The sequence below is a fragment of the Desulfomarina sp. genome, assembly GCF_054039375.1.
In genome coordinates this window covers 1-11,896 of record NZ_JBPLBA010000223.1, presented here as the reverse complement: position 1 = coordinate 11,896, position 11,896 = coordinate 1, and the positions used below count along the sequence as shown (strand labels likewise).

Below are 11,896 nucleotides of genomic sequence, written 5' to 3'. Positions count from 1 at the left end.
TCGTCAAAGACCTCAACCACCTGCTCGTTAAAGACAAAATCTTCATTGATGGTGTCGACCCGAAAAAGTGTATCTCTGGGGAAACTGTTTTTCATCCAACTGTTCCTGCAGATGAGGTTGTTTTTTTGTTAATCTATTGTAATAATGGAGATTATTTTTTATACCAGCTGCCGTCTTCTTTCTGGAACCATTGTCCGGTTTTGCCCTTTCCGGCAATCTGTTTTGCCCGGCGCCGGCCGACAAGATCGGGTGATGCGCCCTGCTTTTTGCCGATAATCCGGTAGACAAGTGCCCTGTCCGCGTTTTCGGCGTTGATCAGTTCTTTCTGTTCTTTGCTGTTGCTTCTGTATTCAAGAAATCCCCGGTTGTTTTCACCGACAATTCCCCTGTTCTTTAACCTGTTGATTGCCGGGATCCGGGCGATCATCCGGGCCTTGACTTCCTTGACGCTGGTTGCGCCGGCCGGTGTCGGGGCGAGGAAAAACGGGGCCAGTAGAAGGAGGAAAAAGGACAGCACTGTTATTTTTTTTAACATGGTATGCCTCACTTGTTCTGATTCTTGTATCTTGTAATCAAGACGATTTATCCGGAAATCCGCAACTGAAGGTTGAATTGCCGCAGTTGAGATTTTTATTAGCTTTTTGTCGCCGAGCCATGGGGTCCGGCCATGCCGGTTTACCTGAGAATCCGCAACTGAAGGTTGAATTGCCGCAGTCGAGATTTTTATTAGCTTTTTGTCGCTGAGCCATAAGGTCCGGCCATGCCGGTTTATTCTTCGGCCTGAACTTCATCAAGATCTCCGAAAAAGTCATCCAGTGCTTTATCGACTTTTACATTAATGTCGATGGTGATATGGATGGGTTTGATCTCAACCGGTTTCAGTTCGACTTCATGCCTGGTGCATGAGGAAAAAAGAGTTGTTCCAGTCAAAATGAAGAAAAAAAGATAAAAAGGTACAAACGCTTTCATTGCATATTCTCCATTATGGATTGCATGTTTTTCCCGTACCGGAAAAGCTCGGTGAGCGGGAGGCGAAAATTTAAATCAAGCCGTACAGGGTGCTGCAGCCCTGTTCCCTGTTTTGTGGAGATAATTCTGCCGTTTTTATAACCGAACGGCAGGGGTGTGGCAGGTTTGCCGTCAAGCTGCATCTTGATCAGCAGGTTATCCGCCTCACTGTTGAATGTCAGCCGGGTCCAGTTGTAGGAAAAATTTTCCAGTGCCTGCATAGAGTAATCAAGGTATGGTGTCTGGTCAATACCCGGCATGTTTTCACGCAGTTGTCCGGTATTGTTGAAATGGACAATACCACTGTGACCAGGGGTGGAAAAGAGAAAACCGTTATCAAAGGTAATGCCTTTTTTTGACAGTATTACAGGCAGTTTTCCGTTCAGGGATCCTTCTCCTTCCGTGTCCTTTATACCGAACTGGTCGAGCAGCTGCGTAAACTTGAGCCGGTCGCAATAGAGGGTGGTCTTCAGTTTTTCAGAAGTTGGGGAGAGGCGAAAAGAACTGCTTTCCACCTGTCCTCCGCACCATGAAAATCCGCCTTTTTCTATGAAAACGGATTGACTGTCCTCAATTCTGAAACGTATGTGACTATCCGTTAAGCTGATTTTTCCCAATAATATTGAATCGACGGTGCAGAGCTGGCCAGGACTGCTGCGGAAATGGGGAAGGTCCGGCAGGGTCAGATTAATATTGATCCCTTCCAGCCGTGTTTCACCCTGTGCGAATCTGCCATTGCTCAGGCTGGTCTGAGCACTGCCGGAGAAAATGGAGTTTTTCACTGCAAAACGGGCTGCAGCCTGTATTGTCCCACTGAAACTCATTTCCGGCGGCGGGGTAATAAAGGAAGGCAGTGACGCCGAATCAACCTCAGTTTCGAGCAGCCTGCATTCTCCTGCCAGAAGGGCGGGGAGGGTGAAGGTCCCTTCGCATTGCAGAAAGAGGTCCGGTTGAAAGGCGGCTCTTGCGCCGACGGTGAAGACAGCACCATTCCGGGTGTAGCCAAGGCTGCCTTCAAGGCCGGCAACAGTGGTGTTTTCGTAGCTGACGGTATCGACCGAAAAACGGCCCGTTGATTTCTTTTTCTCCGGCAGGGGAAAGTGAACAGGGATTGAAAAGGAGATGTTTTTTAATGCTGTTTTCTTTTTAATCAGCAGGCTGTGGGCGGTTCCCTGTACCAAACCGTTTAGATGGTCTTTTTCCAGTGTGAAGTCCCCGTTTAACGTTACTGGACTCACGGTGATGGAGCTGGCTTTGTCGCCCGACGGGGCCTCGGTTTTTGCGGTAAACCTGATGGTTGTGCGCTGCTTGATCCGTCTGCCGGAAAACGATATTGCCATGGGAATCTCGGGTGAGTGGAGCCGGGAATGGACAGAACCGGAAAAACTGTTGTCTGACAAATCGTATTCTCCGGTCAAATCAACAGATCCCGAAGTGGTTCCGGAGAAATTGAGTCCCCGGACAGTGGAGAAAATTTTATTCTCTTTTTTCCGGATTTGGATGAGGACCGGTTTTCCGGCTGAGCTGTCAAGAGAACCATGCGGTGAAGAAATATGCAGGTCTGTCGCTGTACCGTTTATTTCCGCCCTGGTGATTGCCTCCATTCCCTCTGTTTCAAAGTCTCCCTCCATAAACAGGCTGCCTGTGGAAGAATATCCGTGCAGAAAAGGAACGGAAACCGTTGCCGGGCCGATATCCGGCAGGGTTGCAGTGACGTGGATGGCGTATCCTTTTCGATTTTCCTTCACCCGGAAGTCGGCTGTCAGGGGCAGGGATCCGTCAAGTTCGATTTCTGCCTGCACCCCCTGGAGTTGTTTTCTGCCGGTATCGGTGGATTTAAAGCGTGTCTGTGCGCTTCCATTGATCATGAAAAAGGTAGTTCGGGTTTCAGTGTGCAGAAAAATGGTACTGTTTTTTACCGAAAGACTGTTACAGATGGCGGGGAGGAGAAGGGGGTAGTCGGTCACTGTTTTTTCGTCGACTCTTTCTTTTTTTGTTTTTTTCACCCGCAGGTGGATTGTTCCGCCATTAATCTCAATCCTGTCTATTACACCGTTTAAAAGAGCTGTCGGGCTGAAATGGAGGCTGATGTCGGGGAGAATAAGCCGTTCCTGCTCACCATCGGCCAGAATAACCGAACCGTGAAGCTGCCAGGGTGAGACACGCAGCAGGTTGATTTCCCTGGTGGCATAGGGCAGGTTTTCGGTCAGTCTCGGTATAAGCCAGGAATCGGTGAAAGAGGGCAGAAAAAAGAGCCCGAGAATGCTACAGCACACCAGTGTCAGGATAAAAAGCAGGAGGAGCAGGGTTTTCTTTATCATTTATCGTCGGAAGATGTTGTGCCGGGCATGTTGTTTTTGAGTCGTCATAAAAGTAAATCTTGTCAAGGAAGAACTATCTCAGTATAAACGTAATGCCTCTGTACTGCATGAAAATTTTGTCATTACCCGCAGTCACCTGTGGGAAATTACACAGGCAGTAAAAAAAACCACTTGATCAGTTACAACAGGATGTGTCATGTCGAACGAATTGGATTTTGATGAATTATTGAGTAAATACAGGAATGACCCGTATGATTATGTTGATGTCCATGCCATTCATACCGGTCGGGTGACCTTCAAAGTCGGCGAGGGACAGGAAGTGGACGCCCCCGCCGGTGAATGGAAGCAGATTCCCGGAACAGCACTTTATGAGATCAACAGGGAAAGGAACCCGAAGATAATCACTGCGAAAATAAACGGGACTGTTGATACCATTGCCATGGAACTTGATGGATGTTTTGTCGAAGCCGGAACAAAACTGCTGACCATCAGGCATCCCATGAAGAAAAAGGAAATTATCGAAAATATTCTCAAGGAGGTACTCTCTCTCTTTCCTGCACCGGAAACGGCAAAATATTTTTTTGCCCTGGATGTCCAGTCACGTATTGAAAAGAAAGGCGCCCGATCGGTGACCATTGGTCAGGGTGATGAGCTCTTTACCATGTCTCTGATGAAAAGGGATACTCCGGTTTATTATACGGGAGAGCGTGGGGTGATCCATTCGATTTATTTTCAACCAGGTGTGTCCGTGGAGCAGGGAGAACCGTTGATCGGAGTCTGTGCGCCGGAAAAACTACCCCTGATCCGGAAAATCATTACCCGTGTAAAAGCTGAATGGGACAGTGATCATTGAGCTCAGCCTGATAAAGAAAATCCGGGAACCTTTTCAATAAGATGACTGCTGTAAACAACCCGAAGCCGGAAGAAGTCAGTGTTCTTCTGAATCAGTATATGTTGAGTAAAAAAAAATTTCCGGGAGACGCAGCTATAGTCGCCCGCTATGGGAAATTTGTCGGTTCACATATTGAGAGTCATGTCTTTCTTGAACGGGCCATGACCCATGGGCGAAAAAAAATAAGGGAAACTGCTGCAGCCGGGAAATCGTTTCGCAATGGTACCGTGATTCTGGCTGACTCCATGGGCGCGTCCAAAGGGCGGTTTGCCCGAGTCTGGCATGCGCCCACCGGCGGTGTATGGGGATGTCTGATCCATGCCAACACTCTGTTGCCCGTTTCACGGACCTTTATACCCCTGGCTGCGGGCCTTGCCTGTTGTGAGGCCGTGCGTGAGTGCGGGGCGGAAACGGCGATGATCCGCTGGGTCAATGATGTTCTGATGGATGGCAGAAAACTGGCAGGTTTTCTGGTGGAAACATTCACCGAGGAAGAGACAGGGGAAGAATATAATCTTGTTGGTTTTGGTATAAATATTAACAATAACCGGTTCCCTGATGAATTGTCACCGACCGCTGTCTCGCTGGCTGAACTCCTGGGGAGAGAGATTGATCTATCATCATTTACGGCCCTTTTTCTCGCCCGCCTGGCCTGGTATTTTGGTCTGCTTCACTATGAAGAGGCCTGTCAGCTGAAGGGAGAAGGATTTTCAGGCAGTGGCGGGGAGCATCTGTTGCTTGGGAGATGGAAAGAGCTGTCCGACACCATCGGCAGGCGGGTGCGTTATGGTTTTGATGTGATGGAGGCGCCCCAGTACGAGGGAGAGGTGCTCGGGATTGATCTTTCGGGTGGCCTGATCATTCGGCTGGATGATGGTTTTGAAAAAACCGAATACAGCGGGGAAGTTCGTTATCTTTAATACCCTCGATATGGCTGGATCAGTTTCCAGGATATTATTTCCCTTTGAAAAATATGCCTGCCGTAACCGTGCAGGATTCCAAGTGTTTCTTTCAGTATTTTTCCTGAAATTTTAAGATTATGTAATTTATCCAGTGATCTGTTCTGGGCCGATGCCAGCATTTTTAAAGTGCCCCGGGAGAGGGTTGCGTGTCGTTTTTCCGGGACGAGACAGGCGGTGCAGACAAGCCCTCCTGCCATGCTGTCAAAACAGTATCTGTCCCTGTCCTGCAGGGGATGTCGGCAGCGGCTGCAGCCGGTAAAATCCGGGCGATAACCGATACAGTCGTAGAAATGAATCAGAAAAAGAGCGAGAATGGCCCCGGCCTGGTTATTCCGGTCCATGTTATGCAGGGCCCAGAGTGTCAGGCGAAACAATCTGTCGTCAGTTATATTTTCGCGGATTGCAAGGAGCAGGAATTCCCTGAGCACTGATGCCATGCAGTAGAGTTCGTAATTACCACGGATATTGAGGAATCCGGTATGCAGCTCAGCTTCCGCCAGAAAGCCAAGGTCGCGGTTGGCCGCGGTTCTGTAGGTGATGTGAAGAAAACTGAACAGTTCCAGTTTATTGACAAAACGTTTTTTACTTCGCTTGGCGCCTTTGGCAATAACTGCAAGCCTGCCTCTGTCCCTGCAGAGCAGGGTAAGGATGATATCCGATTCGCCATGTTCAAAACTGTCAAGAACAATGGCCTCCGTTTCCCTGGAGATTGCGGACATTACTGGTCGAGAAGATATTCCGGAATTTGGATCGTTATCTGCTTTTCATCGGTTTCAGGGTACGAGATGGGGATGCCGTTGAGAGTTAATTCCGGAAGATTCTGAGTGTTCAGGATAAGTTCCATTTTTTTATCAGCCTCCCAGGTAACGGTTTCTCCCTGTGCAAAGTTGAGTTTCCTGGGCGATTCTCCGTCAATTTTAACTGTAATGGGTCCTGCATTGGTGAAAACAGCTTCGACTCTGTATTTAGGAGAAGTCTCCTGGATGGGAATCGCTGTCTCATCGGGGGAGGTCTTGATTTCCGCCACTGTGAACGAGGGACTGTCCGCATCATTCATCACCTGCTGTTCTTCAAGCGTGGTGGAAACGTCCTGATTCTGAAATGCCCGCAGTTTCTCACTGAGATAGGTGGCCGGGTTCCAGGAAAAGTACCAGCAGACAAAAGCGCCACCTAACAGGATGAACAGGATGGTCAGCCCCACGCAGGAGACCGGCATAACCGAGGGACGTTCGGCCATATTGCCGACCTGTTGAGCCAGTTTGTTGGGAGGAGGGGTTGCCCGTGCTGTTTTGCCGGAGTGTGCATTTCTTTCCCTGGTGTATATCTGCAGGATTTCTTCCGGATCAAGGGAAAGCATTTTCGCGTAGAGAGTGTAGAAACCACGGGTAAATGCCTCGGCGGGAAGAGTTTCAAAATCGTCTTCTTCCATGGCCGTCAGGTTGGTTATGGTTATTTTTGTTTCAACCGAAACCTGATCAAGATCAAACCCCTGTTCAATGCGGGTCCGGTGGAGGAGTTCGCCCAGTGAAATATACTCTGTGTCGGAGGTTTCAAGTGACATGTTTTAATTCCCGGTGATTAAGATAAGCATTTAATATTATATGGTTTTATTGGTTTTCAAGGCATCCTATAGTTTGCGGATATACGCTTTGTCCTTCAGTTTTTTTACCCAGTCGGAGTACGCTTCCTTCAGTTTCTTTTCATACAATTTCTGTTTTATCTCTTTTTTTACATCTTCGTAGGAAGCCGTGACAATTATAGCGTCTTTGTTGCCGGACAGCAGCTTGAAAAACTGAAAACTGGTGCCGATTTCGACAATGTCGCTGATTGCTCCCGGTTTCAGGTCTGCTACGGCTTTACGCATGGCGGGGGCCATTTCATCCAGGGTGAATATGCCGATATCACCACCGTCGCCGGCCGAGGGGAGGCTCGAGAATTTTTTTGCAAGTTTTCTGAATTTCTGACCGGAAAGAGCCAGCTTATGGACCCTTTCGGCTGTTCTGCGGGCGTGCTGTCTGTTCTCGGTGTCTTTCTGCGGATCGCCGGTGTCGTCCCATGTGAAACCAATCTGCAGGAGATAGAAACTGCCTTTTTTCACCTTCTTTGTGTAGTGTTCATCAAAGTAATCGACAATCATTGCTTCAGTTATGACTACTTTGGAACGGACATCGTAACTGAGCAGCTTTTTTTGCAGCAATCGTGTTTCCAGGTTTGACCTGTACATTTTCTCCGTCATCCCCGATTCCTTCAGTTTCTTTTTAAAGGTGGTTTTATCCAGGCCGGCACGGGTCCTCACCTGCTCATAGGCATTGTCTATTTCCTTCTGGCTGACGGAGACGTGAAACTGCTTTGCTCTCTGGATGATCAGTTTCTTGTCAATCAGGGCATCCAGGGTTTTTTCTCTTGCCCTGTCCAGGGCCTGCAGGAGAGAATCGCCTGAATTTTTCTGGGCAATAGCCCGGTAGAGTCCTTCGGCTTCCTGTTCGACTTCAGAAAGTGTTATAATGTCATTATTGACAACTGCGACCACTTTGTCGATAATCTCGGTTCTGGAGTTCACCGGTTTGAGGCAGAGGGTGGAGATAAAAAAAATGAAAAAAAAGAGTTTGAAAAAGGGAGCGGTCTGAGAGTTGTGCATGGGTGTCCTTGGTCACAAAATAATATATATGGTTGGTTTTCCGTGTTGTGCAGCGAAAAAAGAAAGTTGGTTCCTGATGATGACACTGGAGTATAATCGGTACGTCTCCACATGTACAGTAACGCTTTGTTCAGTCAGCCGTAATTACTCACAGGCTCCCCAGGAGGTGTTGACTTTCCTGATACATGGAATATTTTGTCGCAAAGATATATCATATAGATGAAAATGGCAAATATGAGGTGCTTCTGAGAAATTGGAGACCAGGTGCATCAGCAGCCTCCGGGGGTGTAATTATAGTCGAACCTGAGGCGTATGATTCAGAAGTAATAAAATCACAGAGTTGCTACCCCTGTGACCAATTACGTGAATTTTAATCCGGAGTTAAATATGGAAAATTGTAAAACCATGCTGTCTATTTTCGCCGCCTGTCTTGTATTAACTGTCTTTTCGATGACGGCGTCACCGGCGCGGGCTGCGAAAAAAATGCCGAAGTTTGCCTTGAAGAGCGTTCAGGACGGCAGTATGGTAAAGAGCAGTGCTTTTACGGGAAAGGTCCTTTATATCACCTTTTTTGCCACATGGTGTCCTCCATGTAAAGCGGAGGTTCCTGTTCTGGTTGATCTGCAGAAACGGTTGGCTGAATCGGGTTTTACTGTTATCGGATTTTCAGTAGATCAAAAGGGAATGGATAGAGTTCGCAGCTTTGTGAAGGCGAAGGATATCAACTATCCGGTTCTGATGGCAGATATGCAGACAAATATGGATTTTGGTGGTGTTTACACCATTCCGGCATCATTTCTGGTAAACAGGTCTGGGAATGTGGTAAAAAGTTATATTGGCTATGTGGAACATTCCGTGCTGGAAAAAGACATTAACAGTCTTCTTAATTAAGCAATCCCTATTGCACCTGACAGGAAAATACAATACACTGTCTCCGTTGGATGGATTGTTTCTCAGGGTACTTTGAAGATTCTAAATTTCCAGAGTACTCTTCAGTTGGGATGTTTTTCCATGTTACCAGTGTTTGCCAGGGTGTGGATTTATGAGATAACATTCAGAGATTACAGAGTGTTTTCCTGTCTGTACCTGGTGGGCGCTTACAATCAAGCAAATAGGAGAAGGACAATGAACAAAAAAATCGTAACTCTTGCATTGGCTCTGGTTTTTGCTCTTAGTTCCGCAGGCTTGGGATTTGCTGCAAAAGTAAAGTGTACAGTTGATTCCGTTGACGGAAACAAGGTGACCATGACCTGTAAAAAAGCAGATAAACTGAAGGCAGGAGACAAGGTAAAAGTCACTCCGCCCAAGAAGAAGAGTGCTGTTGAGGGTTGTTAATTGACAGAGTAGGGAAATTTAAGTATTTTCCGTGGTCGGTTGGTCGAAGATCAACCGGCCTTTTTTTTTGTAATTGTTCACAGGTACCCCAGCTTTTCACGGTCTCTTCTGTCCGCATAGGTAGGGCGAACAGAAGAGCCTGCAAAAATCTGTGGCAACTGTAAATAATTACAGTTGAGAGGTAATAGAATCATATGGCTGCTATCCCTGTGAGGAGTTACTTTTTTGCCTTTTCCCGGGCATCCGGTTTTTTCAATTTTTGATGAGGTATTTTTTGTTTTGGAATTACTAAAAGCTTTGGTTCTTGGAGCACTCCAGGGGCTGACCGAGTTTCTGCCGATTTCCAGCTCCGGGCATCTGGTGATTGGTTCCCAACTGATGAAGTTCCAGGATCAGGGTGTGGTTTTTGATGTATTTGTTCATCAGGGAACGCTTCTGGCTGTTGTTCTTGTTTTTCGCAGGGAACTGCTGGAAATGGTCAAGGCTCCCTTTGCCTGGTTTGGCGGGAATCGTGAAGAGGATGTCCTGCAATTTCTGATGATGGATCTTTATATCATTGCAGCTACCCTGCCTGCGGTTGTGGTCGGTCTCTTTTTCAAGGACAGCGTGGAAAAGTTGTTCGGTAATATTCTGATTGTCTATTCCATGCTGGCTGTGACAGGTATATTAATGATCATTACCCGGTATCTGCCCCAGAGGGACAGGCCGATGAACTGGTCTCGAAGTCTGCTTGTGGGGTGTGCTCAGGCCTGTGCCATATTGCCGGGACTTTCCCGCTCAGGTTCAACTATCTTTGCCGGGATGCTCCTGGGTGTCGACCGGGAAAAAATCGCCAGGTTTTCCTTTCTCATGTCTATTCCGGCAATTGTCGGTGCAGCGGTTCTGCAGTTCGGGGATCTTGTCAATAATCCTCCCACTGCGGACGGATTCGCCAATATCTTCGCGGGAGCTGCAATGTCAGCAGTTTCCGGGTATTTTGCAATTAAACTTTTACTTGACATAATACGTAAAAACAGGCTGCAATGGTTTGGTTATTACTGCCTGATGCTTGCTGCCGCAGGTTTTTGTTATACTTTTTTTATCGCCGGATGAACGGGTTAAAAAGGATTTGAAAAAATGGATATAAGGACACTTCCCGAAAAAGAGCGGGAAATTTATAATAAAATCAGGAAAAAATACAAACTGACTTTTGACCGGTTGAAGATCGGAGAAAAACAGATACGCCTTCTTAAAATTGCCGATCTTGAGCAGTTTCTCGCCGGAAAGGATCCTTTTGCAGATGTGTCCGAATTTCCGTTCTGGATCCGGCTGTGGGATTCGGCCATGATTCTGGCTTATGTGCTGGCCGGACAGAAAAACTGCACGGGGCGGACGCTGCTGGAACTTGGCGCGGGACTGGGTGCACCGGGGTTGGCGGCTGCAGCCGCCGGTTTTGATGTAACCCTCAGCGATTATGAAGATATTATCATGGATTTTCAGAAAGTCAGTAGTGCTGCGTCTCAGCTCTCCGGAATTCGCTTTGCCCACCTCGACTGGCTTGATCCCGGTGAGATCGGCACTTTTGATGTTCTTGCCGGTGCCGAAATCCTTTTCCGGGAAGAATTTTTTCAGCCGCTGCTGGGCCTCTTCGGTTCCTGCCTGAATCCGGGAGGAGAGATTTATCTGGCCCATGATGCCAGGCGAAAGAGCCTGCCCCGGTTCCTTGAGCTGGCTAAAGATGATTTTGAAATCGGCACAAAAAAACAGGTCATAAGAAGAAGTGATGGAGATATTACCATATTGATCAATCGCCTCCGGCCCCGTTGATTCCGGATCGGCAAACGAAAATTACAAGGTAATTACTCACAGGTACCGCAGCTTTTCACGGTCTCTTTTGTCCGTATAGTAGGCTATAGCGAACAAAAGAGCCTGCAAAAATCTGCGGCACCTGTGAGCAATTACAGTTCAGAGGTAATAAAATTACATAATTGCTACCCCTGTGAGTAGTTACATTACAAGAAAACAAGCATGGCTCTATACCCTGTCAATTTAAACATTGCCGGTCGTCTCTGTGTTGTGGTAGGCGGAGGCGGTGTCGCTCTCAGGAAGATTTCCAGCCTGCTGGAATGCGGAGCAGAAATCAGGATTGTGAGCCCGTCAGTTACAGCCGCCCTGGAAAAAATTATTGTTGAGCAGGAACTGGTCTGGTTGAAAAGAGGTTTTACCGGAGGTGATCTGCAGGGGGCGTACCTGGCCTTTGCCGCAACTTCCAGACCGGATGTGCAGGCGCTTGTGAAGAGGGATGCGGTTCATTTTCGGGTGCTGCTTAACAGTGCCGACGACCCGGAAGGGAGCGATTTTCATGTTCCCGCTCATTTCAGGAGGGGGGAAATGCTGGTGGCCATATCCACCGGCGGGGGCAGTCCCGCACTTTCCCGGCAGACACGACAGTGGCTTGAACAGAAAATAGGACCGGAGTACGAGGCAACTGTCGACCTGCTGGCTCTGGTCCGCGAGGCGGTGAGAAATCGTGGTGGTGGTTCCGATGACAATAAAGAACTGTTCCAAAATCTGCTCAAGGCTGATATTGTAGAACTGGTCCGCAATGGTGACTGGCTTGAACTGCAGATTTTACTGCTGCGTGAGCTTCCAGCGGATATTGACACGATCAGTCTGCTGGAAAAATTTCTCAGTGAACAGAAAAATGTGTAACTACTCACGGAGGCAGCAATTACAGCTCAGAGATAATAGATTGCTACCC

At 47.8% G+C, this 11,896-nt stretch carries 14 protein-coding genes; 7 read left to right on the top strand and 7 right to left on the bottom strand.

Annotated features, from left to right (window positions below):
- Positions 1–151: 151 nt before the first annotated feature.
- Genes ACXLDX_RS12565 through ACXLDX_RS12550 form a run of 4 tightly spaced genes read right to left on the bottom strand, consistent with a single transcriptional unit; the run spans position 152 to position 3,329 of the window.
- Positions 152–535, bottom strand: coding sequence for a YdbL family probable chaperone protein (locus tag ACXLDX_RS12565; protein ID WP_457577533.1), 384 nt, complete (start codon positions 533–535; stop codon positions 152–154).
- Between the two features lie 37 nt (positions 536–572).
- The gene (locus ACXLDX_RS12560) at positions 573–791 is read right to left on the bottom strand and encodes a hypothetical protein (RefSeq protein WP_457577532.1); all 219 of its coding nucleotides are present in this window, start codon (positions 789–791) and stop codon (positions 573–575) included.
- Positions 769–969, bottom strand: coding sequence for a YnbE family lipoprotein (locus ACXLDX_RS12555; RefSeq protein ID WP_457577531.1), 201 nt, complete (start codon positions 967–969; stop codon positions 769–771). The genes ACXLDX_RS12560 and ACXLDX_RS12555 overlap by 23 nt, the downstream gene beginning before the upstream one ends.
- Positions 966–3,329 carry an intermembrane phospholipid transport protein YdbH family protein gene (locus tag ACXLDX_RS12550; protein WP_457577530.1) on the bottom strand — a complete coding sequence of 788 codons (2,364 nt, stop codon included), beginning with the start codon at positions 3,327–3,329 and terminating at the stop codon, positions 966–968. Before ACXLDX_RS12550 ends, ACXLDX_RS12555 begins: the two co-directional genes overlap by 4 nt.
- Positions 3,330–3,525: 196 nt before the next feature.
- Between ACXLDX_RS12550 and ACXLDX_RS12545 the strand changes: the two genes are divergently transcribed.
- A complete protein-coding gene (locus tag ACXLDX_RS12545) occupies positions 3,526–4,182 on the top strand; it encodes a hypothetical protein (RefSeq protein ID WP_457577529.1) in 657 nt (218 codons plus the stop codon).
- 41 nt (positions 4,183–4,223) lie between these two features.
- The gene (locus ACXLDX_RS12540; RefSeq protein ID WP_457577528.1) at positions 4,224–5,141 is read left to right on the top strand and encodes a biotin--[acetyl-CoA-carboxylase] ligase; all 918 of its coding nucleotides are present in this window, start codon (positions 4,224–4,226) and stop codon (positions 5,139–5,141) included.
- Here the strand turns inward: ACXLDX_RS12540 and recO are convergent.
- The 3 genes from recO to ACXLDX_RS12525 all read right to left on the bottom strand — a co-directional run bounded on the left by recO (position 5,138) and on the right by ACXLDX_RS12525 (position 7,821).
- Entirely contained in the window at positions 5,138–5,902 is a 765-nt protein-coding gene (gene recO / locus ACXLDX_RS12535; protein ID WP_457577527.1) for a DNA repair protein RecO, read from the bottom strand. The genes ACXLDX_RS12540 and recO overlap by 4 nt on opposite strands.
- A complete protein-coding gene (locus ACXLDX_RS12530) occupies positions 5,902–6,744 on the bottom strand; it encodes a helix-turn-helix domain-containing protein (RefSeq protein WP_457577526.1) in 843 nt (280 codons plus the stop codon). The genes recO and ACXLDX_RS12530 overlap by 1 nt, the downstream gene beginning before the upstream one ends.
- Positions 6,745–6,810: 66 nt before the next feature.
- Positions 6,811–7,821: a peptidylprolyl isomerase gene (locus ACXLDX_RS12525; RefSeq protein ID WP_457577525.1), complete on the bottom strand. Its 1,011-nt coding sequence runs from the start codon at positions 7,819–7,821 to the stop codon at positions 6,811–6,813.
- 387 nt (positions 7,822–8,208) lie between these two features.
- On the opposite strand from ACXLDX_RS12525, the gene ACXLDX_RS12520 reads away from it, so the two are divergent.
- The 5 genes from ACXLDX_RS12520 (at position 8,209) to ACXLDX_RS12500 (ending at position 11,847) form a co-directional block, all read left to right on the top strand.
- Positions 8,209–8,712, top strand: coding sequence for a TlpA family protein disulfide reductase (locus ACXLDX_RS12520; protein ID WP_457577524.1), 504 nt, complete (start codon positions 8,209–8,211; stop codon positions 8,710–8,712).
- Positions 8,713–8,946: 234 nt separating this feature from the next.
- A complete protein-coding gene (extJ, locus tag ACXLDX_RS12515; protein WP_457577523.1) occupies positions 8,947–9,156 on the top strand; it encodes a selenite/tellurite reduction operon protein ExtJ in 210 nt (69 codons plus the stop codon).
- 279 nt (positions 9,157–9,435) lie between these two features.
- Positions 9,436–10,248 (top strand): undecaprenyl-diphosphate phosphatase, encoded by an 813-nt coding sequence (locus ACXLDX_RS12510; protein WP_457577522.1) that lies wholly within the window; start codon positions 9,436–9,438, stop codon positions 10,246–10,248.
- A 24-nt stretch (positions 10,249–10,272) separates the two neighbouring features.
- The gene (locus tag ACXLDX_RS12505; RefSeq protein WP_457577521.1) at positions 10,273–10,962 is read left to right on the top strand and encodes a class I SAM-dependent methyltransferase; all 690 of its coding nucleotides are present in this window, start codon (positions 10,273–10,275) and stop codon (positions 10,960–10,962) included.
- Positions 10,963–11,163: 201 nt separating this feature from the next.
- A complete protein-coding gene (locus ACXLDX_RS12500) occupies positions 11,164–11,847 on the top strand; it encodes a precorrin-2 dehydrogenase/sirohydrochlorin ferrochelatase family protein (protein WP_457577520.1) in 684 nt (227 codons plus the stop codon).
- The last annotated feature ends 49 nt before the right edge of the window (positions 11,848–11,896 follow it).